The organism is Virgibacillus oceani (assembly GCF_041521345.1).
Taxonomy (GTDB): Bacteria; Bacillota; Bacilli; order Bacillales; family Amphibacillaceae; genus Virgibacillus_N; species Virgibacillus_N oceani_A.
In genome coordinates, this window is the sequence record NZ_JBGOHB010000006.1 from 16,456 (window position 1) to 41,571 (window position 25,116).

General features: G+C 39.3%; 27 protein-coding genes, 2 pseudogenes and 1 riboswitch. Of the genes and pseudogenes, 21 read left to right on the top strand and 8 right to left on the bottom strand.

Annotated features, from left to right (window positions below):
- Positions 1-31: 31 nt before the first annotated feature.
- From ACDX78_RS06085 to ACDX78_RS06105, 5 genes are all read left to right on the top strand, one after another.
- The gene (locus tag ACDX78_RS06085) at positions 32-1,630 is read left to right on the top strand and encodes an ATP-binding protein (protein ID WP_486026187.1); all 1,599 of its coding nucleotides are present in this window, start codon (positions 32-34) and stop codon (positions 1,628-1,630) included.
- A 2-nt stretch (positions 1,631-1,632) separates the two neighbouring features.
- On the top strand, positions 1,633-2,370 hold the full coding sequence (locus ACDX78_RS06090; RefSeq protein WP_486026188.1) for a response regulator: 738 nt from the start codon (positions 1,633-1,635) through the stop codon (positions 2,368-2,370).
- Between the two features lie 114 nt (positions 2,371-2,484).
- Positions 2,485-3,810 carry a CitMHS family transporter gene (locus tag ACDX78_RS06095; protein ID WP_486026190.1) on the top strand — a complete coding sequence of 442 codons (1,326 nt, stop codon included), beginning with the start codon at positions 2,485-2,487 and terminating at the stop codon, positions 3,808-3,810.
- 92 nt (positions 3,811-3,902) lie between these two features.
- Positions 3,903-4,000, top strand: a riboswitch (TPP riboswitch).
- Between the two features lie 147 nt (positions 4,001-4,147).
- Positions 4,148-4,828, top strand: a complete 681-nt coding sequence (gene tenA / locus ACDX78_RS06100) for a thiaminase II (protein WP_486026192.1) — start codon at positions 4,148-4,150, stop codon at positions 4,826-4,828.
- A gap of 848 nt (positions 4,829-5,676) precedes the next feature.
- Entirely contained in the window at positions 5,677-5,823 is a 147-nt protein-coding gene (locus ACDX78_RS06105; RefSeq protein ID WP_486026194.1) for a hypothetical protein, read from the top strand.
- 144 nt (positions 5,824-5,967) lie between these two features.
- Here ACDX78_RS06105 and ytvI read toward each other — a convergent pair whose 3' ends face one another.
- From ytvI to ACDX78_RS06125, 4 genes are all read right to left on the bottom strand, one after another.
- Entirely contained in the window at positions 5,968-7,080 is a 1,113-nt protein-coding gene (gene ytvI / locus ACDX78_RS06110) for a sporulation integral membrane protein YtvI (RefSeq protein WP_486026195.1), read from the bottom strand.
- A 456-nt stretch (positions 7,081-7,536) separates the two neighbouring features.
- Positions 7,537-8,205 carry an RluA family pseudouridine synthase gene (locus ACDX78_RS06115; protein ID WP_486026197.1) on the bottom strand — a complete coding sequence of 223 codons (669 nt, stop codon included), beginning with the start codon at positions 8,203-8,205 and terminating at the stop codon, positions 7,537-7,539.
- A 96-nt stretch (positions 8,206-8,301) separates the two neighbouring features.
- Complete coding sequence (locus ACDX78_RS06120) at positions 8,302-10,119, bottom strand: YhgE/Pip domain-containing protein (RefSeq protein WP_486026199.1); 1,818 nt, start codon at positions 10,117-10,119, stop codon at positions 8,302-8,304.
- A gap of 130 nt (positions 10,120-10,249) precedes the next feature.
- On the bottom strand, positions 10,250-12,283 hold the full coding sequence (locus ACDX78_RS06125) for an efflux RND transporter permease subunit (protein WP_486026201.1): 2,034 nt from the start codon (positions 12,281-12,283) through the stop codon (positions 10,250-10,252).
- 160 nt (positions 12,284-12,443) lie between these two features.
- Between ACDX78_RS06125 and ACDX78_RS06130 the strand changes: the two genes are divergently transcribed.
- The 4 genes and pseudogenes from ACDX78_RS06130 to ACDX78_RS06145 all read left to right on the top strand — a co-directional run bounded on the left by ACDX78_RS06130 (position 12,444) and on the right by ACDX78_RS06145 (position 14,456).
- Entirely contained in the window at positions 12,444-13,013 is a 570-nt protein-coding gene (locus tag ACDX78_RS06130) for a TetR/AcrR family transcriptional regulator (RefSeq protein ID WP_486026203.1), read from the top strand.
- 224 nt (positions 13,014-13,237) lie between these two features.
- A pseudogene (locus tag ACDX78_RS06135) lies at positions 13,238-13,491 on the top strand (acyl-CoA thioesterase/BAAT N-terminal domain-containing protein); the annotation flags it as partial.
- Positions 13,492-13,521: 30 nt separating this feature from the next.
- Positions 13,522-14,004 (top strand): dienelactone hydrolase family protein, encoded by a 483-nt coding sequence (locus ACDX78_RS06140; RefSeq protein WP_486026435.1) that lies wholly within the window; start codon positions 13,522-13,524, stop codon positions 14,002-14,004.
- Positions 13,953-14,456 (top strand): acyl-CoA thioester hydrolase/BAAT C-terminal domain-containing protein, encoded by a 504-nt coding sequence (locus ACDX78_RS06145; protein WP_486026205.1) that lies wholly within the window; start codon positions 13,953-13,955, stop codon positions 14,454-14,456. The genes ACDX78_RS06140 and ACDX78_RS06145 overlap by 52 nt, the downstream gene beginning before the upstream one ends.
- Before the next feature lie 76 nt (positions 14,457-14,532).
- Here ACDX78_RS06145 and ACDX78_RS06150 read toward each other — a convergent pair whose 3' ends face one another.
- The gene (locus tag ACDX78_RS06150) at positions 14,533-15,105 is read right to left on the bottom strand and encodes a Maf family protein (RefSeq protein ID WP_486026206.1); all 573 of its coding nucleotides are present in this window, start codon (positions 15,103-15,105) and stop codon (positions 14,533-14,535) included.
- A 299-nt stretch (positions 15,106-15,404) separates the two neighbouring features.
- Between ACDX78_RS06150 and ACDX78_RS06155 the strand changes: the two genes are divergently transcribed.
- Both ACDX78_RS06155 and ACDX78_RS06160 read left to right on the top strand, forming a co-directional pair.
- Entirely contained in the window at positions 15,405-16,046 is a 642-nt protein-coding gene (locus ACDX78_RS06155; protein ID WP_486026208.1) for a YczE/YyaS/YitT family protein, read from the top strand.
- A 218-nt stretch (positions 16,047-16,264) separates the two neighbouring features.
- A complete protein-coding gene (locus ACDX78_RS06160) occupies positions 16,265-16,918 on the top strand; it encodes a hypothetical protein (protein WP_486026209.1) in 654 nt (217 codons plus the stop codon).
- A gap of 65 nt (positions 16,919-16,983) precedes the next feature.
- Here the strand turns inward: ACDX78_RS06160 and ACDX78_RS06165 are convergent, their stop codons facing one another.
- The gene (locus ACDX78_RS06165; protein WP_486026211.1) at positions 16,984-17,190 is read right to left on the bottom strand and encodes a hypothetical protein; all 207 of its coding nucleotides are present in this window, start codon (positions 17,188-17,190) and stop codon (positions 16,984-16,986) included.
- A 191-nt stretch (positions 17,191-17,381) separates the two neighbouring features.
- Between ACDX78_RS06165 and ACDX78_RS06170 the strand changes: the two genes are divergently transcribed.
- Positions 17,382-17,585: a universal stress protein gene (locus ACDX78_RS06170; RefSeq protein ID WP_486026213.1), complete on the top strand. Its 204-nt coding sequence runs from the start codon at positions 17,382-17,384 to the stop codon at positions 17,583-17,585.
- Positions 17,586-17,648: 63 nt separating this feature from the next.
- Here the strand turns inward: ACDX78_RS06170 and ACDX78_RS06175 are convergent, their stop codons facing one another.
- Both ACDX78_RS06175 and ACDX78_RS06180 read right to left on the bottom strand, forming a co-directional pair.
- On the bottom strand, positions 17,649-18,776 hold the full coding sequence (locus ACDX78_RS06175; RefSeq protein ID WP_486026215.1) for an NAD(P)/FAD-dependent oxidoreductase: 1,128 nt from the start codon (positions 18,774-18,776) through the stop codon (positions 17,649-17,651).
- Positions 18,763-19,212 (bottom strand): DinB family protein, encoded by a 450-nt coding sequence (locus ACDX78_RS06180; RefSeq protein ID WP_486026217.1) that lies wholly within the window; start codon positions 19,210-19,212, stop codon positions 18,763-18,765. Before ACDX78_RS06180 ends, ACDX78_RS06175 begins: the two co-directional genes overlap by 14 nt.
- 126 nt (positions 19,213-19,338) lie before the next feature.
- On the opposite strand from ACDX78_RS06180, the gene ACDX78_RS06185 reads away from it, so the two are divergent.
- The 9 genes and pseudogenes from ACDX78_RS06185 (at position 19,339) to ACDX78_RS06225 (ending at position 25,110) form a co-directional block, all read left to right on the top strand.
- A complete protein-coding gene (locus ACDX78_RS06185; RefSeq protein ID WP_486026218.1) occupies positions 19,339-19,893 on the top strand; it encodes a hypothetical protein in 555 nt (184 codons plus the stop codon).
- An 84-nt stretch (positions 19,894-19,977) separates the two neighbouring features.
- On the top strand, positions 19,978-20,535 hold the full coding sequence (locus ACDX78_RS06190; RefSeq protein WP_486026437.1) for a hypothetical protein: 558 nt from the start codon (positions 19,978-19,980) through the stop codon (positions 20,533-20,535).
- An 87-nt stretch (positions 20,536-20,622) separates the two neighbouring features.
- Complete coding sequence (locus ACDX78_RS06195; protein WP_486026220.1) at positions 20,623-21,555, top strand: manganese-dependent inorganic pyrophosphatase; 933 nt, start codon at positions 20,623-20,625, stop codon at positions 21,553-21,555.
- A 444-nt stretch (positions 21,556-21,999) separates the two neighbouring features.
- On the top strand, positions 22,000-22,152 hold the full coding sequence (locus ACDX78_RS06200) for a small acid-soluble spore protein P (protein ID WP_486026222.1): 153 nt from the start codon (positions 22,000-22,002) through the stop codon (positions 22,150-22,152).
- Positions 22,153-22,320: 168 nt separating this feature from the next.
- On the top strand, positions 22,321-22,704 hold the full coding sequence (mscL, locus tag ACDX78_RS06205) for a large conductance mechanosensitive channel protein MscL (protein WP_486026223.1): 384 nt from the start codon (positions 22,321-22,323) through the stop codon (positions 22,702-22,704).
- 45 nt (positions 22,705-22,749) lie between these two features.
- A pseudogene (locus ACDX78_RS06210) lies at positions 22,750-23,333 on the top strand (GNAT family N-acetyltransferase).
- The gene (locus tag ACDX78_RS06215) at positions 23,293-24,123 is read left to right on the top strand and encodes an MBL fold metallo-hydrolase (RefSeq protein WP_486026225.1); all 831 of its coding nucleotides are present in this window, start codon (positions 23,293-23,295) and stop codon (positions 24,121-24,123) included. Before ACDX78_RS06210 ends, ACDX78_RS06215 begins: the two are co-directional and overlap by 41 nt.
- Positions 24,124-24,150: 27 nt before the next feature.
- On the top strand, positions 24,151-24,684 hold the full coding sequence (locus ACDX78_RS06220) for a DUF4269 domain-containing protein (protein ID WP_486026227.1): 534 nt from the start codon (positions 24,151-24,153) through the stop codon (positions 24,682-24,684).
- Positions 24,685-24,762: 78 nt separating this feature from the next.
- Positions 24,763-25,110, top strand: coding sequence for a DUF4260 domain-containing protein (locus ACDX78_RS06225; protein ID WP_486026229.1), 348 nt, complete (start codon positions 24,763-24,765; stop codon positions 25,108-25,110).
- Positions 25,111-25,116 lie beyond the last annotated feature (6 nt).

Here is a 25,116-nt window from a genome sequence, read left to right on the forward strand (position 1 = left end):
AGTACGATACAAGGCAAAGGGGTATCCGGTTATGAACAGGAATTTTCCTTATCAGCGTAATTCCAAACGTTTTTTTAATTTAAATATAAAAATGATCATGCTTATTAGTGTGCTTATTATTGGTATTCTGCTTATCCTCGGATTGTTTTTAAACCATTTTATAACCAAAACAATTGAAGACCAGATTGGGAATAGAGCACTGAGTGTTGCAACATCTGTCGCAAGTATGGAAGATATTATTCATCATGTGGAACTGGATGATCCGACCGGGGGGATTCAGGAAATAGTGGATCCGATTAGAAATACAATAGATGCGGAATATATTGTAGTCGGAAACAAGAACAGTATACGTTATTCTCATCCCGTTGAAGAACGCATTGGGGAGGAAATGGTTGGGGAAGATAACGAACGGGCATTACAACAAGGAGCGTCCTATGTGTCCAAACAGACGGGTTCACTCGGACCGGCTATTCGGGGAAAAGTTCCCATCAGAGACCAGGATGATGAAATAATTGGCGTTGTTTCTGTTGGATTTTTAACCGAGGACGTACAGGAGATAATTAGCGATGAGCAGTTTTCTATCTGGCTGGTGATAGCTTCTGTATTTTTACTCGGTATTATCGGTGCGGTCAGTATTTCCACCTATATAAAACGGTTGCTTTTTTCTATGGAGCCGGAAGAGATATCTGAGGTATTACTGCAAAGAGAAGCCATTCTGCAATCAACGAAAGAAGGAATTGTCGCCATCAACCAAAACGGGGAAACGACAATGATCAATGAATCAGCGCGGGAAATTTTCGCCAATGGCAAAGAAGGGGATGAGGCTGGCCCTAAAAAACTGTTTGCTGACATGCATGACAAAATAGAATCGGATGTCGAAATGGTTATTGGAGACGATGTAGTCCTGGTAAACCGCACACCTATTAAAGAAAAGGGGGAACCTGCCGGCGCGGTTGCAACTTTTAGGAAAAAAACCGAGCTGGAACATATAACGCAGGAACTAAATCAAGTAAAGCAATATGCCAATGCATTGCGTTCGCAATCCCATGAGTTTTCCAATAAACTTTATACAATTTTAGGCTTGTTGCAGCTGAATAACATCGATCAAGCTGAAGCTTACATCAAACAGGAGAGTAATATTCAGGATCATTGGCTGACGTTTTTAACGAATCATGTAGCAGATCCAATGGTACATGGACTCTTGCAGGGAAAATATAACCAGGCAAATGAATTAGGTATAGCTTTTCATATTCATGAGGACAGTGAGTTGAAAAGTCCCTTGATAGAAGAAAAACAGGAGGCTTTATTAACGAGTTTAGGTAACGTCATTGAAAATGCGATTGAATCCATTAAATCAAGTCGACCTTCGGATAAGCGAATATCCATTTATTTTTCTGATGCAGGAAATGATATTGTTTTTGAAATTGAGGATTCTGGACAAGGCATTTCGGAAAAACCTGCAGAAAGCATATTTGAACAGGGATTTTCGACAAAAGGTATAACAGGAAGAGGGACTGGCCTGGCACTAACGAAAAAAATGCTAAATGATGTTGGCGGTGAAATTATGTTTGAAGAAAGCGATCTTGGCGGTACATTGTTTGTAATAGTTATTCCTAAGGGTGAGGTGTAAGCATGGAAGCGGAAATAAACGTATTAATCATTGAAGATGATTTTAGGATTGCGGGTATTCATCAGGAAATCACAGAAAATATTACGGGTTTTATAGTAGACAAGTCGGTGAAATCAAGTGAAGAGGCACTGAAATTTTTAAAGGAATGTGAACGTCTGCCTCAGGTCATATTGCTGGATATTTTTATTCCCGATACAGAAGGTCTATCGCTCTTTCATTCCTTGCGCCAATCGTATCCGACAGTGGATATTATTATCATTTCAGCAGCGAATGACGACAACACTATTTTAGAAACGAAGCGATTTGGTGCTTTTGATTATATAATTAAGCCGGTTGATCATACTCGATTAAAGGAAGCATTGTACCGTTATCAGGATTATGTAAAACTTATTCAGTATAAAAGGAGTTTTACCCAAAAGGATGTCGATGAAATATTCGGCTCATCTTCCGTGGACGGGGGTAAGGAAGCGTCTCCCGCCCAGCGCCTTCCTAAAGGTGTCGACCCGCTAACTCTCCAGGAAATCATTAATTTTCTGGAAGATGATGCGTACGAACCGATGACTTCTACGAAAATAAGTAAATCACTTGGAATGAGCCGTTCCACCGTTAGACGTTATATGGAATACTTAGTAACGATCAATAAAGTCGATGCAGCTTTGAACTACGGTAATGTAGGCCGGCCGCTAAGACAATATATTTATCGTAAACAAAATGAACAAAATGATTCTAAAAAGCAATAAAAAACTATTGAAGCAAATATATATATCCATTTCATTTTATGATAACTTATAAAAATAGTTGTTACGCTATGAAAACGTTATCTTTATGCTATAGATGTAATGGAGGTTTAATTTATGTTAAGTTTAATCGGATTTGCTACGATAATAACCATTGTTGTTTTGCTCATACGCGGTAAAATGACGCCGATTATCCCCTTGGTAGTTGTTCCTATTATCGGGGCGCTGGTAGCGGGCTTTCAAATAACGGAGCTCGGTGATTTTTTCAGTGACGGAATTGCTTCTGTCATACAAGTAGTCATTATGTTTATATTTGCTATTTTATTTTTTGGTATTATGCAGGATGCCGGTCTATTTGATCCGATCATAGATAAAATGATAAAGATGACACACGGAAATGTAGTTACAATTGCAGTGGGAACGATATTTATAGCTGCAATATCTCAGCTGGACGGTTCTGGAGCATCTACTTTTCTGATAACTATTCCAGCACTATTGCCTATTTATCGGCAAATGAAAATGAGTCCTTATTTGCTTTTATTATTAACTGCTGGAAGTGCAAGTATCATGAATATGATTCCCTGGGCAGGCCCGCTTGGACGCGCGGCTTCTGTATTGGGAATGGATCCGACTGACTTGTGGCGTCCGATGATCCCTGTTCAGATCATTGGTATGGTTTTAATGATTGGCTTAGCAGTGTTTGTGGGGATGCGGGAGAAGAAAAAAATTATTTCTCACTATGGAAGTATTGAAAATGCAATTGCAGCAACAGAAGGTAATGGCACCGTTTTTGACAGGAAAAAGAATGGAAAAGAAAACATAACAAAAACGAAAAAGTATTGGTTGAATGTAGCGTTAACCGTAGCCGTGATCAGTGTGTTAATAGCAGGGATTATTCCGGCTGGCTTGGCGTTTATGATTGGTGTATGTCTTGCGCTGCCGCTTAACTTTAGAAAAGCAGAGGATCAAAACGGGGCACTTCGTAAACATGCACCAAATGCATTAACCATGGCAACGATTATATTAGCTGCAGGTTCCTTTTTAGGAATTTTAGGCGGCACGGGAATGCTTGATTCCATCGCTGAAGATACGGTAACTGTAATGCCTGAATTTATTGCTCCATACATTCATATCATTATCGGTATGTTGGGGGTACCGTTTGATCTATTATTAAGTACAGATGCCTATTACTTTGCCTTACTGCCTGTCGTAGAGCAGATAGGTGCAACTTTTGGAATTGCATCTATTTCAACGGCATATGCAATGATTATCGGTAATATTGTCGGGACATTTGTAAGTCCCTTTTCACCTGCATTATGGCTTGCACTCGGTCTTGCAGGACTGGAAATGGGAAAACATATACGCTATTCCTTCTTTTGGTTGTGGGGGCTAAGTATTGTTTTAATTTTTATTGCAATTCTATTAGGTGTTATTTCGTTGTAATAGGGTGGGTAAAAAGACAGGTGAATTGTCTGGTTGTACTTGCTATTTTCACTTAATCCGCCTATACTCGTATTGAAAGCAAAATATAAAATTAATTCTGCTGGGGGAGCATGTAAATGCTGAGAGAGATGATCGACCCTTTGAACCTGATCCAGGTAAAGCTGGCGTAGGGAAGTGGAACTAGCAATTTTTATGATTATCAAAAAATATTGCTGAACCCATCCCTGTTGCCGGTGATGGGTTTTTAGTGCTTGCTCCTTTTGGGTTAAAGAGGTGAGATAATTCTGCAATCAACTAATAACGAAAAAAATCTATTAAATGAAAAGGGGAAGAGAAAATGAGCAAATTATTTACGGATCGATTGTGGGACAAGGTAGAACCAATTTGGAACTCATACTTAGCGCATCCTTTTGTTAAAGGGCTTGGGGAAGGCTGGCTGGAAAGGGAAAAATTTAAGCATTGGATGAAGCAGGACTATGTGTATTTAATAGAGTATTCCAGGCTTTTTGCCTTGGGAAGTGCGAAAGCAGAGGATTTAAGAACGATGGCAACTTTTGCGAAGCTGCTGCATGGCACGCTGGATATGGAAATGGATCTGCACCGGCAGTATGCTGCTCAATTCGGCATTTCTCGTGAGGAGCTGGAGGAAACGGGTGCTGCCGCAACGACGACGGCTTATACAAGCTACATGCTGAATGTATCACAGCGCGGAGGAGTGGAAAATGTGGTGGCGTCTGTGCTTGCATGTGCATGGAGCTATAATTTTATTGGCAAAAAACTTGAAAAATGGCCGGGTGCATTGGAACATGAATTTTATGGTCACTGGGTAAAAATGTATTCCTCTGAAGAATTTACTGAGCTGGCTGAAGATTGTAAGAGCCTGATGAATGAAATAGCGGAAGGAAAGCCGGAGAGAGAATTAGCATTCTTGGAAGAGATCGTAGTAAAAACTAGCTTGTTTGAGTATATGTTTTGGGATATGGCCGAGAACAAAGAGGATTGGCCTGTTAGGGTGTAGGCAGAAAAAACAGTTGAAGTGGAGCACTGGATGGCTATCCCCTTTGATCCAAACAGTGCTCCCCAAAAATTTTGGAAGTATATTTTTACTCGTAACAGTAGAATCTTCGCCCGATGGATTATTATAGTACGGAAAGTGGACTGGTGATCTGTCACTTTGTCTTTTCATGAGTTATAATAGAGGTACAGTTTATGGTACGGTTAGTAGAAAAAATGACTCGCGATTATTTAGAAGATATTTTAGTTCGGTTAGCACATCATTCAAGCGCTAGCGAAGGAAAACAATATCACTGCCGGAAACAGCATCGATTATACTTAATGATACGCTGCCGAATAACGCAAACATTTCGAGAAGCGAATTTTATGAAGTTGATAATCATTAACAGGCATTCGAATATGTTATTAGCGCAATAGAAAATAATGAAAACTGACTATGCCGAAGGTAAGAGACATACATGAAAAATTAACGGATTGTTTACAACATGGTAAGGGGCTATGTGAACTACTCGCCACTTAGCTACGCTTGAAGAGGGAGCTTCTCACTTCCACAACGAAAGCAACCTTTCGTCTCCATGAGCGTTACTTCGGGAAGTTCCTTCCCTAGATGTTCGACGATTCGGAGTTTCTTTTGTTACCTTGGATATTTTACGCACGGAAGGATAGCTTGGTTTTCGCATTTAGTTTCTCCATACAACCACATATATCCAGTTATAAAAGAACACTTCATATTATCATAGAAACATATGTTCGATCAATTAGCACGTCTAAAGACGTACTTGACCGAAAGCTAATTCATCGCCACCTTACCGTTGGGCTATCGTCTTTCACACGGTTGAAGATGGAGACTTCTTGACTAAAAACGTTAAAAAAAGTGAAAATATCATAAAAGGGACAGGGTTTTCTACCACCGCACCGGAACAAGTACCACAAATAATGGATCAATTAATGGATCGCCTTCCCAATGACTTTAAATCTGATTTACGTAATTTTCCATAAAAATACCTCCAAGCATATGCCTGGAAGTACTGTATGCTGCGTTTATATATGTGTGCCCAGGGAGAAGGGAGAACGGTCTCACGCATAGCGCGACATTTCACCTGGGACTGCGCTGAATGCTCGTCCCATCGTAAATATTTGTCCCTATGTCCCGCCTTTTACGAATCGCCATAAACCATCAAATACTTTAGCATCATATAAAGATATGAGAAGTACCAATGTAATCGGTCCTATCACAAGTCCAATTAATCCGAACAGCTGTAAACCGGCGAACATGGATACGAGAATAGCGAGCGGGTTTAACTTCATGCTTGTTGATAATACTTTTGGTTCCGCTATTTGTCGGACAGTGACCGTGGAAGCATAAAGTATGAGCAGCCCGACTCCCAGGAAAATATCGCCTGTGAAAAAGCTGTAAATACTCCAGGGGATTAAAATAAGCCCTGGGCCAAAGTATGGTATTAAATCGATAATCCCAAGAATAACCGCAATGGTAAGCGCCTGATCCACCCGCAGTATAAATAATCCAATCAAACTGACAATGGCGGTAAGGATCATCAGGATAAGTTGCGATCTGAGGAATCCAAAGATCTTTACTTTCAAATCAAGAAGCACACGCTTGGTCTTTTTCCTGAAAACCAATGGGAGTTTATTTTTATAAATTGCTGCATATCTTTTTGAATCTTTGCTAATGAAATAAATGGCCAAAATCGAAAATATAATAACTGTAAATGTAATAGGGAGCGCACCGATAAAAGTGGTAATACCGTTGGCGATTCCTTGCCCAAGATTCCCAAGCAAAGATGCTATATTGTTTCCAACAATGAGAATGCCTTCCTGCATTGCTTGCTGCTGGGATGGCTCTAAATTGTCGAGTAAACCAATACCCTGGTCCCATAGCGGGAATATGTATTCGTTAAAATAATTTTGTATATTATTGGATATCTGTTCAATTTGTGAAGGTATGTAATCCGATAAATAAAGAATTCCATCAAGAATCACTTTAACCAGGATGGTCACCAACCCGCCAACTACCCCAAAGAGGAGTAGAATGCTTGTCAACACAGCAATCGGTCGCGGAAAGCGTACATATTTTTCCAGTAAGCGGATAATAGGATTGATAAGAAACGCAAACATGGCCGCTATCAGAAAAGGATAAGTTAGTCTCAAGAAATGGAAAAGCAGAAACAGTCCAATGACAGTGAGCAATAGTATAAGTAATATTCGGAAGATCATTTGGACGATTGGATGGTTCATGTACAATTGCTCCTCTCATAAGATTGTTTTAAAGACAAGTAGTATGTGCAGCCTGGAACTTTTGCTCAAAATGGAAACAGGCAAACTCGTTTGGACATTTAGTATAATCTTGGTAAAAGTATAAGTTCGCTCAATAATCTATGGTTTCGCTAGGCATACGCTTGGAATCGCTCGGAATACCGAAAAAGTCGCTCGTGCCAGGGGTGAAATCACTCAACTCAAGTATCAGTTCTCTCTAAACTTAGTAAAGTTGCACGACCCAAGTAAAAAGTTCACCCTAAAAGTAAAGTCACTCTCTCCACATTACAAGTATTACAAAATTATGCTAGAGGATGGAGGCAATAACTAACATATTAACAATCAATCTGTTCCTTATCCTTCTAACTCCATTTTAGCATGTGAAGGTGTAAACATTCACTTAGATTGTTTCTTATTTACAAAATATTAATTTAGATTTTACCAAAGACTCCATGGATATTCATTCGGTGGACCGGATTCAGAACTAATCTCTTCCTTTTTTGTTGGATGTTCTAACGACAAAGTGTGAGACCACAAGGCAATTTGCTGTCCGGGTTTATTTACTTTGCTACCATACTTTTGATCCCCATAAAGCGGAAAACCTCGTGACGAGAGCTGAACGCGTATTTGATGAGGTCTTCCGGTATGGAGGTTAATGGACAGAAGGCTTAGACCATTTTTTTCTCCAATAACTTCATAATCCAACACTGCTTTTTTTGCATTATTGGAATTAGGTTTCGTTACATACACTTGATTATTCCGGTGATCTTTTACTAAATAATCTTCCAAGGTTGCCTTGCTTTTTTCAGGTCGCCCGCGTACTACAGCTAAATACTTTTTATCCATGGTGTTTTTTCTTATTGTATCGGATAGGCGGGAAGCGGCTTTAGATGTTTTTGCAAAAACCATTACACCACCTACAGGTCGGTCCAGGCGGTGAACAAGTCCGAGATAAGCATTTCCAGGCTTATTATGACGGATTTTTATATCCTCTTTTAAATAGGAAAGCAAATCCTGATCTTTTGAGTTATCTTCTTGCACTGGCATATTGACAGGCTTTTCAACGAATAGTAAATGATTATCTTCATAAAGTATGGTCACTTTCATTGCAAATTAAACTCCTTTGATATGTACTACACATCATATTAACAGAATTGCATGCAAAAAGGGAACGGTTGTTATAATACCACCGTTCCCTACATTTTATCTGAATAAATCCAGAAATCGTTCCCACATGCCTTTTTCCGCTTCAACCGGCTCCTCTACTTCCTCTTCTTCTTCCATTGTAATACTTTCTGTTCTCAGTACAAATTGCACCGAGTTCACATCTTCGTTTTCTTCTGACGCAAACGACACAGGGTCAAAGTCGGAATGATCAAATTCTGAAATCATCTCATCAATTTCTTCTTGCATCTGATCAGGTAAATCGTTTGTAGATTCATATAGTTCCTCTGTACCGTCATGAAGCTCCCCTGTACCTTCTTCTAGCTCGTTTGTTCCTTCTCCTAGTTCAACAATCCCGCCGTGCAAATCACGATAGGAATTCGATAATTCGCTTACTCCTTCTGTGTAGCTTACTAGGCCGGAGTGGAATTCATTATAGCTGGAAGAAATCTCTGTTAATCCCTCGGTCAACTGCGTGATTGGGTCCATGACATCCATATTATCGATAGCAGTTGAAATTTCATCTGAGGTTGTGTTTAAAGCAGTTTCAAGTTCCCTGATAGTTTCGATGATTTCGTTCAACACTGGATTTACTGCCTGGAATGCTTCTTTTACAGCATCATAGGTGCCTTTGGCTGTAAGTGCTGCTTCATAAGCATCAAGTAATTGATCAAGGGCCTCAGATTCTCCTCCTACACCCATATAAAGCTCAATAATTTCCTCTTCATCAAAATCATATTCCGGAATCCCTTCCATTGCCTCATTCAATGCATTATAAGCATCCTGATGGCCCGCTTTCAACGCTTCCAAACCATCTGCTATTTCTTCCATTGCACCAGCCATTTTGTTAAGCTCATCCGGTAACATGGTCAACTCACCCAAGTCAAAATCAACATCCTCTGTTGAAAGCGAATTGCTCACCATTTCTAATGCCTGATTAATTTCCGCAGAGCCGTCCACCAATTCGGTGGAGGATTGATCAAGTTCCTCCATCCCGTCCCGGTATTGTGCAGATCCATCCTGCAAATCCGTCCCCCCGGCGTTTAATTCGGAAACGCCGTCTCTTAACGTTCCAACCCCATTATTGATTTCTGCGATGGCATCTGTCAGAGAGTCCATTTCTTCCGTCATTTCACCCGTCTCCGGTTCATCAATTGACATGGAATTAGGAACAGCATTAATATCAATCGCATCCAGCTCTAAATCTGCCACATCAGCTGAAAATCGGATGGTTTCTTCTTCTCCCGGCATCACTGTAAAAGTGAATTGCTTGTCTGTACCGGCACTGGCCTCCGTTGCTTCTTCCGCTTCTATGTTACTGTAGCGTTCCGGATCCACGGTGAGTGAAATCTGCATTAAATAGTTTTCGAAAAATAATGCTTCACCCTCTTCATTTTGAGAGGTGGAGATTTCTATTTCAAGGTGTCCCTCTTCACCAAGAAGGGCTTCAGGTTCCATTTCTTCTCCGTCAAGATAATAGGAAATAGTAAAATCCCATGGCAGTTCTGCATTATTCATATTCCCCTGATAATAAAAATTAGCTTCATTTGCTGTGAAATGAATTTCGTTCTCATCCTGTTCAATTACACTCAGATCGGTCAGGTTCTTGACACTGTCGTAGTTTCCATAATCGGTTAAATCACCGTATTTACTCACATTAAAATGATTAACGACGTAGATTTCTTCATGTGATCCATTTGGATGAAGGGTCCCATAGATCACCTCATCCTTAAAAGAATAATTTCCATCTCCTTGCGATTGTCTTTCTTTTTCCTCTTCGGAATTAGCAGTGGCGAAAAGGGAAGGGAACACCAGCAAGCCGACCAGAAATATTAGAAACGTTTTTTTAAATCTCATGATAAAAATTCTCCTTTTTGCAACAAAGGGACGGTTCTACTGTTGCGTGAAGCTCACCAGTCAAATAATGAAACAAATCTTTCCGGTGGGACGAGCATTTAGCGCAGTCCCAAAAGAACCGTCCCGGTGTTTACACATTTTTCATTGTGGTTTTATTAATCACTTTGTCAAATATAATGAGGATCGCAGGGAGAAAGCATATGACTAAAATGTATGCGAGCAATGCTCCTCTTCCCAGCAGCAAGCCGATTGATCCTACAATCGGGTTCGTTGATGTCAGCCACAAGATGAACCCAACGCTTGATAATATTGAAGCGGATACGGTGATCGAGAATATTTTCTCGTTCAACGTTTTCTTTGCTGCCACAAAGGCTGACATTTCCTTCCGATTTTGTCTGTATTCCTCTGTATAAAGAATGGCATAATCCACGGTTGCTGCAAGTTGAACCGTACTGATAATCAAATAGCCAATAAAGACTAAAGAAGATCCGGTAAAATAAGGTACAGATAAATTGAACCATACAGAAGACTGAATCGTTAATAATAACACGACAGGTAACGAAATGGATCTGAAAGCGAACATAATAACAACCGCTATCGTGATGACTGTGAGCAGATTGACTACCGTATTATCTCGTTCGACTGTATTTTTCATATCATATAATGTCGCGCTTTCCCCGAGCACATATGCCCCATCACCGTAATAATCCTGAGAGACATCCTTCACTGTTTCAACAAGTTCAAATGCTGCATCCCCCTCATCACCTGTATTTGTATTAAGGATAATTCTGCTGAAATTTTCCGAGAAGAATTGCTCTGTTACTTCTTCTTCCAGATATTCCGGCGGGATTCCAGTACTGACTGCGTCAACATAGGAAACGCTGCTAGTTATAGGATCAAGACTTCTTAAATCTTGAATTAATTGTTCCTCTTTGGCAATGTCTCCCTCCGGCACAAGTAAAATCAGTTGCGTAAACGCTCCAAATGTCTCTTCAATTTGAATAGCGTCACTGCCTGCTCTTGTATTATCCGGATGCTCTCCCATACCAAAAATAAAATTGGTCTGGCTTTGTGCCAAAAATGCTGGAACGATGAAAAGCAGTACGATAATTAACATGGGTATTCTGATTTTGACTAAAAACTTTCCTACATTCCACGTAGTCGGTATCAGTGTCTTATGCTGTGTTTTATCAATCCATTTATAAAGTAAAACCGTCAATGCTGGCAGAAACACCATTACACTGATAAAGCTAAGCGCTATCCCCTTCACCAGGTTTAAACCTAAATCCGCACCGATTTCAAAATTCATGAATGTTAATGCGATAAACCCGAAAAAAGTAGTTGCTGCACTGGTTGAAATAGCGGGAAAGGATCGCTTCATTGCTAATTTCATTGCCTCTTGCGGATCTTCCGTTTTTTTTCGGTAATCCGAAAAACTGTGAAGCAGGAAAATCGCATAATCAAGGGAAACTGCGAGCTGCAGGATTGGCGCAACAGATTGCGTGATAAAGGAAATTTCCCCGATGAAAATATTTGTTCCTAAATTGATCAAAACAGAAATTCCAATTGCTGTCAGGAAAAACACCGGTTCCATCCATGATGAAGTGGATAAAACCAATATAATGATAATGATTGGTATCAGTATAGCTGCGGCGGTCATCGTTTCTGAACCAGTCATTTTTTGTGAGACGGCGGTGTCAACAGCCTCGCCATCCATCGCATTTTCCTCACCAATAAGCGCGTAGACCTCATCGGTGATTCTTACTTCTTCCTCTTCCTCAATCGCGAAGGTGAATAATGCTGCATTGTCTTTATAATAAGATTCGACGGTATCTTCCTCTGCCATTTCGATTGGCATTTTTACGTCAATCGCATCATCTAGCCAGTTAACATCTGTGACTCCTTGAATGTTGCTCAGTTCATCTTTAAACACAAGGGCTTCCTGGATGGATACATCCTGAATCATTACCCTTGCATTTTGCATATTGCCGTCAAATTCATCTTCCATCACTTCCATTGAAATGGTAGAAGGGGACTCCTCCGGCAGATAATCTGTCATATTGTAGTTAACAGACACTGTAAATTGGACAACTGCACTGATGATGGCAAGAAGAACGAACGTGATAACTATAGATTTTTTATACTTCAATATTCGTGATGCCATGACTTTAAAATTCCATCCTCTCTTGCCTAACTTCTCTTTCCATTATATCATTATATAAAACACGGTGTTGTTTATTCAACAGACAGTTTTGTGGATTTCGTTCAATGCCCAACATATTGAATAGATGTGTTGAATTACGCTGGGAAAAGGTGATTTTTTTATGACAGAAGCTAAATTGGACAGAAGAAAAAAATATACTCGTATGGTTCTGAAAGACAGTATGATCAAATTACTAAAGGAAAAGCAGATTTCCGAGATAACTGTGAAGGAAATCTGTGAACTGGCAGACGTGAACCGGTCTACATTTTACGCGCATTATTTGGATTTGTACGACTTGCTAAATAAAATGGAAGAAGAAGTCCTTGATGATATGAAAACGTACCTATATCAGTATAATTTTCAAAAAGATGAAGAATCTATTCAGATGACTGAAAGAATATTGGAGTATATTGTGGCAAATAAAGAAATAGCTCAAATCCTGCTTCATGAAAATGCAGATCCGAACTTTCAAAAGCGAGTGATGAAAATCGCGCAAAAATATTTGATGGACAGCTGGGGCCTGGCAAAGATGCTTGATGAAGATTTTACTCATTATTTATCCATATTTACTATAGGTGGCTGTCTTCAAATGATAAGAGAGTGGTTGGAAGGAAACTTGGATCAGTCACCAAAAGAGATGGCGATTCTTATTAATAACTTTGCAAATAATGGTTTGTCGGTGGTGAAGTAAAAATTTTCACGGTGAACAGATTAATGCTAATTGAATGGTATGGCAAAAGAAATAAAAGGTTGGAAGCCGGGGGATAGTGAACGTTTAAAGAGCGAACTAGATTGCGAAGTGATTATAAAAAGGGAGGGGATCATTTGGCACCTAAAATTCAGGTTAGTTCGATTGATTCATATATTGATGAGGAGGTAACCATTAAAGTAATTGGTTGTTTAAAGCATACAGAGGTGATCATACATGCAACAACGTTTGATGAAGAACAAAAGAAATTTTGTTCCTATGCTGCATTTATCGCAGATCATGAGGGAATGTTAATGTATCTTCGGAAAAACCAATTGAGGGTACTTATGATCAGGCAGATGGTTCTGGTTTGTTCTGGTCTATGGAGCATGCTAATTCAAGGTTGGATGATTACTATGAGAAGAACAGTGCAGATAAAATCTCTATAAATCTAGTTCTGAAAGTGGATGGGAAAACGTGCGATACCGTGACAATTCATCGATATTTTTATATGGATGGCGTGAAAAAGGAATGTGTTAAGCATGCCCAAATAAGAGGGGTGTTATTTCATCCAGAGCGGCGTGGCCGTTATCCTGCGATTATCATACTTAGTGGATCTGATGGTGGAAAACAAGAGCATGCAGCGGCTTTATTAGCTTCTAAAGGGTATTCAGCATTTGCACTTTCTTATTTTGGTGTAGAAGGAGTACCAAAAGATCTTGAGAATATCTCATTAGAATACTTTCAAGAAGCAACGATGTGGTTAAAAGATCACCCATATGTGAATGGAGATGTGAATTTAATTGGCTATTCGAGAGGGGCAGAACTTGCCCTCCTTTTAGGGGCAACGTTTGATGACTATAAATCCATAATAGCGGGAGCCCCGAGTGCCTATATAACACCAGGCATGAAAAATGGAATTTTGCTAATGTGTCGTCGTGGATGTTCAATCAGAAAGCATTGCCTAATGTTAAGTTTAAATATCGCCCCTTAACCATGTTTTCTATTTTAAAGAACTGGATATTAAGAAAATCGATCTCTTATTTATCAATTTGGGATAAAACGCTAAAAGGTCAGAAAGGGATTACAGAAGCAAGCATTCCTGTTGAAAATATTAATGTTCCTATTATGTTGATAACTGGAAAAGATGATCAATTATGGCCTTCAGACCAATTTGTCAAAATGATGGAGATCAAGTTAAAGGATGCAAAGGGCTCAGATTATAATCGCTATTTATATTATGAAAATGCAGGTCATTTTTTATCTTTTCCCTATAGTTTTGTTAACCTTCCTGCGAATATTCACATGAATACCGGGGGAGGAATGACAGTGACATTTGGTGGATCAAAACGAGCAAATGCAAAGGCAGCAAAAGATTCTTGGAGTCAAATACTAGAATTTCTTTATGAAAATATGGGGCATTCTACCATTGTTCGAAATAAATGAGTACAGTCTGCAATGGAGGCTGAAGCAAACCATTAGATTAATGGCAAGAAGGTTGATTCATTGACGGATCAACCTTCTATTTGGGGAAAATGGAAAAACTTCTTAATTCCCTTGCAACTTTTGAGACAGGTAGTCCGACTACATTATAGTAATCACCAATTATTTTCTTAGCAAACATGGCACCCATACTCTGAATTCCGTAAGAACCAGCTTTATCATAAGGTTCTTCTGTAGATACATACCATTCTATTTCCGTTTTGGATAAAGGCCAAAATGCTACTTCCGTTTTCTCAACGAGCGTAATTTCATTTTTGACTGAACGAATCGTTACGCCTGTATAAACCTCATGTATTGATCCGCTTAGCATGGAAATCATTCGAAAAGCATCTTCTTTATCTATTGGTTTTTCAAATATATTATTTTTATATGAAACGACGGTGTCCGCTGAAAGGATGACTTCATTGTTATCCGCCAGTAGTGTATGTTCACTTTTTAGTTTTGCTAATTTCTGTACTTTTTCTTTTGGATCATTAATCTGAATTTGTGATTCATCGATGTCCGGCTTTCGAACAGAAAAAGGGAGGCTTATTTGCTTTAAAATATCCTGCCTTCTAGGTGATCCGGACGCTAAAATGAGTTTCTTTGTCATTTTTCTCCTCCTCTGTGGCGTTTTATTTAGTTTAGCAGAATAGCAGGTGGAAAGGAATTTACAGATAGGTTGAAAATCGCTCTGTTTATTTGTTCATTTATTCAATCTTTTCAGTTTTTTTAAGCGTATGTAATTATCTTCTCCATACATAATTTCCTTTTATTTTCTTTATTTTACATGTTAGATACTCCTATTAGAATTGATATAAAAAGAAGAATAAATCAGCTGAATAAATTGGTTTGCTTCATTATTTTCCTGAAACATATTATGATAGTAGTTATATAGAAAGAAGGGACATAATGATGCTTGGAATACGTTGGGGCTTTTTTCTCGTGGGAGTCCTTATTTTTAGTTATGGAATTAGTATCGCAATTAAGGTGCAGCATGTGGGTATTCACCCGTGGGATGTGCTGAACGTTGCCTTGTTTGAAAAAGTTGGTCTATCGATTGGGTCGTGGGCCATTATTATTTCCGTATTGCTGATTGTCGTTTCCTGGGTATTGGATAAAAGCTATATAAAACTAGGAACATTTTTAAATGCGGTGCTTGTTGGTGCTTGCGTTGACTTTTATTTATGGCTTGATATACTCCCCCCAGCAACACACGGTTGGCAGGATTATTTAACGATCTTTCTCGGTATTATCGTTATGGGATTTGGCGGCGGACTCTATAATGCAGCAGGAGTTGGGTCGGGACCGCGGGACGGATTCATGCTTTCCATCTCCGATAAGCTCGGGGCCCCCATTGGAAAAATTCGAGTTATTGTAGAAACGCTCGTCCTTGGAATTGGCTGGATTTTGGGCGGGCCGGTATTTATTGTTACATTTCTGTTTACCTTTATTCAAAGTCCGATTTTCCAATACACATTCCATACTTTCAGGAAATTAATATTCAAGATGGATTTGCGTCTAGGAAAAAAACATACGGAACACACAGCTTAAGGCAGGAGAATTCCTGTCTTTTTTTATATCCAGTAAAAAATTCATTTAAAAAAGCTAATTTTAAAAATTACAGGCTGACGCTATGGCAAATTTTGAATTTTACAGGGAGAGAAATCGAATTTCTTTTATTACTTCGGTACTTATGTTGGAATTTCAGCTTGTTGAGCTTTTCTGGCAGCGTGATAAAATGAGGAAAAATAAACAATGGAGGGATCATAATGGCACAAAGCAATATTATTTATTTTCCAGATAAAGTGCAGGAGGAATTAATTAATGTGCTGGATAAGCTGGTGGATTATGCTGTCCAGCAATATCAGAAGGAAATTGTTGAAATAACGGAACATTATTTGAAAAGGATGAATATCTCCGAGAAAACCGAAAACCGTGTATTTACCCAAATGTTTTGGTGGACCATATTTTGTTATCGCATGAAGCTAACCAGAATAACTGTCTTTCAGGAATTCTTGAAAGTAAATAAAGAAGAATGGGAAAGGAAAAGCATGACGGTTCAACAGGTGCTTGCAAGCTGGCTGAATTTAAGCCCGGGTTTTTACTATGTGGAGAATGATCGATCTGGTAAGTTTTTTATTTTCCGGGATATATTTGAAGGGGACAGGAAAATTGTTGGTGTCCATAGCAAGGGAAGTCGTAGGCCAGTACAGGGGGAATTCGTTTCCGTTATGCTGCTTCCATTGGAAGATGGCAGTTTTCTATCACAAGGCAGAATTATTTATATCTCTGAAACTAAATCAACAACAATTGTCGATAAAATTTCCAGCTATTATGAAAAACATGCGATATCACCCAGTTACTTACTTAACCCGCAGCTTTATCCCGAACTTCTGCGTATTGCATTGGAAGCAGATGGATGAAGAAGTCAAATACAAATTCAGCAGATATTCTGGAAAGAAAAAAAGCAGAACAGATTATCCAAAAATTAGCTGCCGGCAAAATTCGTATTGTTTATTTGAAGACTTTTCTCCGCAAGTGAACTTCCATGTTCCATCTTTTGGTCGACGATATTTTCCATCATAGCCCGATCTACATCGTAATCCTCAATGACATGCTCAAGCCAAAACCAGGCAATAACTAATACAAGAACCGTAAAAAGTAACACAATGAAAATAGTAAGTTTTTCCTTCACGCCTAATTTCCTCCCCATTAATACCTATTATAAGATTATCAAAACGATCAGAATATGTAAATATAATGTGAATCAAATACGTTCTTTACTTTTCTAGTAAAAACAGCAGCAAAAACAGATGTCATACAGACAAGAGATAAATTCTAGTTGGAAAAAAACGTAATGATAAGTTGAAGGTAATTAGAGGTCTCTTGGAAAAGTCATCCGTAGAATATGAAACACATTTTTTACACGGTAAAGCAGGTCCGACCATAGTAAATTATGCAAATGATTATGTATTTGACTGCGTTGTGTTTGGTAGCCGCGTATTAAATGACTTGCAAACATTTCTGCTTGGAATCGTCAGCCATAAAGTAGCAAAACGAGTGGATTGTCCTGTGTTGATTGTTAAATAATAGAAAACTGGGGCAGGTTAGCTGTCCCAGTTGTGTGGACAAGTTACCAAGCCCCGTTTTCCATTATAACGCTTTAGATACATCGTAATAATTCAAATCAATATCCATTTTTTCACCACGGGCAAGCTTGGCTACTTGTGATCCAATATATGGTGCCATCGTTAATCCTGATGCACCGAGTCCATTAATGAGAATTAGTCCGTCCCATCCGGGCAGCTCTCCCATGATCGGCAGGAACCCAGGTGCGACAGGTCTGAAGCCGACTCGGGTTTCCAGCACTGTGGCCGGCGCTATCCCCGGTGCGATGTCCATTGCTTTTGTTAATATTTCATGCATTCCGCCCGCGGTTACTCGGCGGTCAAATCCCACCTCATCTTCATGGGTGGATCCGATAATAATCCTGCCTTCATCAAATCCAAGCATGTACTGATTATTTGGCGGCATGACAAGGGGCCATTCATCTGTCAAGGTATCCGGCATACGCACATGCATGATTTGTGCCCGTTGGGGTTGAACATGAAAATCCACACCCAATGGTTTGAACAGTTCACCCATCCATGCGCCGGTGGCAGCAATCACTTTTACTGCGGTTATTTCCTTGCCATCCACATTCACCCCATAAATGGAATTCCCTTTAAATAATAAGCGAGCATTACCTTCCACCAAAGAAGCACCAAGTTTTTTTGCACCTTTGATCAGAGATTCACGAAGTTTTCTTCCGTCCACCCTGGCAGCACCACTCACGTGAACCGAGCCAAATCCGTCGGCCACCAATGGGAACAATTCCTTCGTCTTGCTTTCATCAAGTAGTGTTACTTCACCAATTTCCGGGGCCTTTTCACGCCGCTTGATGGCACGCTCCTTCATCGCCTGAAGTTTTCCCTTGTCCTTATGAAGACTAATTGCGCCAACCTTAGCGTACCCGGTATCTGTCAGCCCTTCCGCAGCTAAATCATCCATCAGCCAAGGATAAAACTTCACCCCTTCTTTTGCTAAATGGTACCATGCTTTATTTCTGCGTTGAGATAGCCAGGGACATAAAATCCCTGCTGCTGCATCTGTTGCCTGTCCTTTTTCTAGCCTGTCTACAATCACCACATCGCAGCCGCTTTTGGCAAGATAGTAGGCAGTTGCGGCACCAGCAATACCGGCGCCAATTATTATATATGGGTCTGGATTATCTATTGACAAGCATGTTCAACACCTTCATTTGACCAATATGTTCTGCTTCATGCTGGGTGATCATTAAAAATATATCCCCGTACGTTTTAAAATTTCCGAACGGTAATTCAAAAGGAAGGTCCTGATCAAAGAAGTCGGCGTTTAAATCATTAATCCGCTTCTGCTGTTCTTTTAAATGACTGATGATTTCAGAAAGCGATGGTACTTTTTCCGGCCAGTCAGCGGGTTTGGTGCCTGTGGAGAATAGATCCTTGTATTCTTCTGGAATATTCTTGGAGTGATTCGGGAAACCAAGTAATAAAGCTTCTGCTGTAACAAGGATATGGCCGACATGCCAGCGGAGTGTGTTATTAATTTTTTCCGGCTGACTATCTACTTTACTTTCATCAAGTCCCTTAACCACTCCCAATGTTGCCTCACGTGTGTAATTGAAATGATTAAACATGTAAAATTCCTCCTCAAAAAACTAATGTGTGTGCTCATCTCAATCATAGAAATATTTCGTGGAAAAGTAAAATAAAAAAGGAATTTTTCCGTCAATAAAGAATTACTATATAGGAGGGAGGACATAATGAAGGTAAATATTATTGGTATTATTTTATTTGTTACTGGAATTACCGTTATAATTATTGGTGTATATAGTGCCTATCAGAATGCGAATTATGATAATCCAGTCGCAGGTGATGCATACTCAACAACTATGGATTGGCACATGTTTTTTATGATGTTACCCAGTTACGTTGCAAATGGAGCAATGTTGATAGGACTGTCAGAAGTAATTCGGCTATTACATAAGAAGCATTATCACACATCAAAAAATCCTGAAGGAAAAGTCTCGGCAAACTTAGCATCAGCTACGGAAAAAGAGAACCTTTCTGAATCATGGACAATCAGTGAAGCAGATGAGCAAAAAATGTATGAATTATACTCCGATCAAGCTATTTTAGAAATCATACCTTCACAAAAAGAAGCGTATTGTATAGTAAAATTGCAGGAGAAAGATGGCCCTTTAAACCCATACATAAAAATTGTAGATGTATCGGGTTTTGGTGCCAGGGAAGTTCATGATGAGGCAATCAGACAGGAAATCATGAATTGGTATAAAAATGAAGATTATCAAAAATAGGTGAATAAAAAGGTGTTAAGGCAAAGCAGTATTGGGGAAAATGAAATAGCAGCGTAAAGAGGTATGAAGCGCCAATCGATGGAGGTGCTTATTTTGGCCAGAAAAAGAAAGCTAGGCTGGTTTGTGTGGACGTTAATTATCGTTCTAACTGTCACGGTAATTGGATCTGCAGCCATATTTTTTAACCTATTCAATCTTGATATTAACGACATATTAAATAGGCAGGCTTCCACAGTAAATGAAGAAATAACAGAAGAAACGCAGCAAGAAATTGAAGAGATTCAGGAAACAGTTGGACAGGAGCATAGTGAAATAGGAGAATTCATTACAAATCAGCATGAATTTTACAATGAAACAACCGGTTATGGCGGCATTAATAATTTGGATTGGGTAGAGCAAACAGAAATTGCACGGGAAATTATGGATTATATTAATGAACAAAATGATGCTATAGTAAATGAGGCGCTGCGGCATGATTTAAATATTATCCATAATTTAGCCTCGGATGTAGTGGAGAAAGAGGATCAGGAGCTGGTCCGTGATCTGCACCGATATTTCCATGACCTGGATATTGCATTAAACGGCTATACTGAATATGACAGGATTTGGAATGTAACTGAGACGCTGGGCAGCAGTAATTAGAAGAAGAAATAGCCTCTGTCATGACATGCTGATTGTATTTATGATAATCTATTAGTTGGAAAGTTGACTCTGAAGAGGTGAAGAATAATGGAAAAGACATTAATTTTCGGGCATAAGAACCCGGACACAGATACGATTTGCTCGGCAATCGCTTATGCTGATCTGAAAACAAAAATCGGAGAGAATGTGGAGCCGGTTCGGCTAGGTGAAGTCAGCAAGGAAACGAATTTTGCATTGGAATACTTCGGGTTTGAAGCACCACGCTTCATTGAAAAAGTGGACCCAGATGTGAAAGATGTTATTTTAGTGGATCATAATGAATTCCAGCAAAGTGTGGAGAATATTAAAGATGTACGGATCACGGAAGTCATTGATCATCACCGCATTTCCAATTTCGAAACAAAAGAACCGCTTTATTACCGCGCTGAACCAGTTGGATGCACGGCAACCATTTTAAATAAAATGTACAAGGAAAAAAATATTCCTATTGTCAAAGAGATTGCAGGACTGTTGCTTTCTGCGATTATTTCGGATTCCCTACTGCTGAAATCGCCAACCTGCACACAGGAAGATGTCGATGCAGCCAATGAACTCGCTGAAATTGCCGGCGTTAATCTGGAAACATACGGATTGGATATGCTGAAGACAGGTGCTGATTTGAGCGACCATACTGTGACAGAATTATTGACGATGGATGCGAAGGAATTTTCCATGGGAGATGCTAAAGTGGAGATCGGCCAGGTAAACACGGTTGATACTAGCTCCGTATACGAGTTCCAGGCAGATATTGATACAGAGATGGAGCAAATCATTAAGGATAAAGACCTCGACCTTTTCCTGTTCGTCGTAACCGATATTTTAAATAACGATTCCGAAGTACTTGCACGCGGGGACGGGACAGATAAAGTGGAGCAGGGCTTTGGTGTGACACTGGATGAAAATAACCGTGCCCTCCTTAAAGGCGTTGTTTCACGCAAAAAACAGATTGTCACTGTGCTGACAGATGAATTTACAAAATAGTTGATGGGAGCTATTCTGGGATGATTTTCCGGGATAGCTTTTTTATGTAGCTTTTGACAGGGGACCTCTATGGGACAAAACCGTGAATTTTTGGTAGTATTCAGTTTAATAGGAGGCCTCTATGCGACATAATTATGGCTTTTTGTTAGTGTTCCGTTCAATAGCAGACCTCTATGTGACAAAAATTATGTATTTTTCTTAGTATTCCGGTCAATAGCAGACCACTATGAGACATAGCCATGTATTTTCTGGTTGATTCGAGGGTTTAGAAACATCTTAATCCATGGGATGAGCTGGTTAAATCGTTTTTTTGCACTCATTCATCATATTTTACTAATTATTTTTCCCAACCTAATCAACTTTCCTGCTTTCTAGCCTTCACAAAAGAATAAACCCGTCCCCTTTTTCAAAAACTAACCCATAAAAGGAAAGGAGGGGACAATGATGGGAAGCCGTCCAAAAGGACCAAAGCAAAAGAAAAATCCGGATCTGCCGCAAAGTCCGCAACAACCATATGGTGAGCCATTGCGGGGATCCAAAAAGGTAAAGAATAAAAATCATTCCAGACAAAATCATAATCCGCACCATGGTTTATAATAAAATATATTTCGATTTATTTTTCTACCTTCAATTGTTCCCGTATCACGGTGATAAGTGATGCGGGATTAAGTTGTTATTTTTCTCTTTAATGCATTAAAAATCATACAAATAAATTTGGTCTTCTGCTATGATTTACGATATACATTAAGAAAAGGAGAGTATCTTATGTGGAAAGATTTTAAAGAGTTTGCATTTCAGGGAAATGTGATGGATTTAGCAGTTGCGGTAGTAATTGGAGCCGCATTCGGAGCAATTGTTAATTCATTTGTGGAAAATATAATAACACCGACTGTGGGGATTTTGCTGAATGGTGTAGATTTTACGAGCTTATCTTACACTGTCGGAAATTCCGAAATTACATATGGCGTATTTCTCCAGTCTATATTTGATTTTCTTATTATATCATTTTCAATTTTCTTGTTTATTCGGATATTAATGAAGTTTAAGCGTGAAAAAGAGGCGGAGAGAGAAGCAGAAGAGGAAACCGATGCTCGAGAAGAGCTGCTTGTAGAAATCAGGGATTTACTGAAGGAGCAGAACAGGAGATAAATTTTCTGCAGCAACATATGACATTTCAGGGGAGGAAAGTTCTACATGCAAATCAGAAGATATCATGCCGATGATGAAAAAGACTGGGTGCGTTGCAGAATGCTCTCGTTTCTGGACACACCGCTTATTATGATAATGTACTGCGAGAGAAAGAAAACTACAACAATCGAGCAATCGAGTTAGTCGCCGAAATAAATAATCAGATTGTCGGTCTGATTGATGTGGAATGTGAACAAAAACCAAAAACTGTCTGTACAGGAAATAATGGATTGGGAGGGATGATCTGGCATATAGCTGTTCACCCTGATTTTCAGCGGATGGGAATCGGGGAAAAACTGCTGCATGAAGCGGAAAGCAAGGCAAAAGAAAAAGGAATCAGCTACCTGGAAGCATGGACAAGGGATGATAAGTGGGTTATTGATTGGTATGAGAAAAATGGATTCATGGAGGGATATTCCTATTTGCACGTATTTATTGATAATCTGAGACAATTAAAGACCATCAATGCTGACTTACAGTTTGTTCAGGCTTGGGCACATTATAGCGGTGAGGATAAGGAAAAAATAAAAGCTTATTACAATCGTACACATGATTGCTCCTGTTTTACGAAAAAAATATGGGGGGATTAATTTGTCTTACATAACAGATCCATGGTTCACGGTGGAAAAAATAGATGGAGCAACCTTTGCTATTAGTGAATACGGACATTGGGAAAAGGTACATTCCTTTTTATTGCTTGGAGATGAAAAAGCAGCCTTAATTGATACTGGTCTTGGAATTGATAATATCAAAAGAGTTACCGATCAACTAACAGATTTGCCAATTATTGTGATCACCACACATGTTCATGCCGATCATATTGGAAGTCATGGTGAATTTGATGAGATTTACGTTCATGAGCTGGAAGCGGATTGGCTTATTAGCGGGATTAAAGGATTGCCAATGGAACAACTTCGTAAAGATATCGGACGGGATATAACCCTGCCCACACCAGCATCATTTGATCCTGCTTCATATGTTCCTTTTCAGGGAAATCCGACTGGCATGATGAAGGATGCGGACACCATAGTTATTGGGCAACGGAGGCTGAAAATTCTCCATACTCCTGGCCATTCCCCGGGACATGTATGTATTTTTGATAAGAATTATGGTTATCTTTTCACTGGTGATTTGTTATACACCGGAACGCCGGTGTATGCATTTTACCCGACTACAGACCCAGCAGATTTAGTGAATTCGCTTGAAAGGATAGCAAATTTAAAAGGGGTGACCATGATTTTTGGCTCACATAATCAGCTTGGCATCGACACTGGTATTTTTGAAGATGTGAAAAATGCAGTGATGGAACTTCGGGAAAAAGATGCGATCAGGCATGGAACAGGAATTCATACAGTTGGGCGATTTTCTGTTCAATTTTAATCGCGGTTGAAATGAGAGGTGAATCGAGTGCATCACCCCATAAACTATTTTAAAACGGAAAATGAAAAACAAAAAAGAGCATACAAAGTTATACAATCACTTCATCTTATGAATGACCTAAAGGAATTTACGCCAATCCTTTGTGGAACGATTCCACTTGGGATTGATGTGGATAGTTCAGATCTTGATATCATCATGGAAGTGAATGATTTTCCCAGGTTCGAGCAGAAAATCAGGAAACTACACAGTAAACACGATAATTTTAAAATTAAACATACTAACATCAGAGGGCAAAAAGTGATAAAAGCCAACTTTTTCGATCGGGGTTTTGAGTTTGAGCTATTTGGCCAGTCTCAGCCTGTATTTGAACAACACGCATATCTACATATGATAATTGAACAGTCACTTTTGGAAAAAATCCCATACTTAAAAGAAAAAGTGATTAAACTGAAAAAACGAGGATATAAAACTGAGCCGGCCTTCTGTGAAGTGTTGGGAATCTCGGGAGATCCTTACGACAATCTTATTATTTATGGCAAAAACAATGGTATGATAAAATAATTTTCACCTGCGAGGGAACTTTTCCTTCGTTTTTTCGTATATTTAATTGTCAAAAAATTTATTGAGGGAATGATTATTTTGCCAAAAATATTAATTCATGTGGAAGGTTTAATTGTTTTGCTGCTAAGTATTTATGTTTATTCACTTACCGATTTTGGCTGGCTGCTATTTATTCTGCTGTTGCTCGTTCCGGACATTTCCATGCTTGGATACCTTAGTAACAACCGCGTAGGGGCTATTATTTACAATATTTTCCATACATACACTACACCGGTACTAATTATTACAATCAGTTTATTCTTTTCCATGCAGATTCTTTTGGCAATCGGTTTAATCTGGACTGCACACATCGGCATGGATCGTGCGGCAGGATTTGGACTTAAATATCAAACAGGTTTCAAGGATAATCATTTGCAGCAAATATAATCTCCA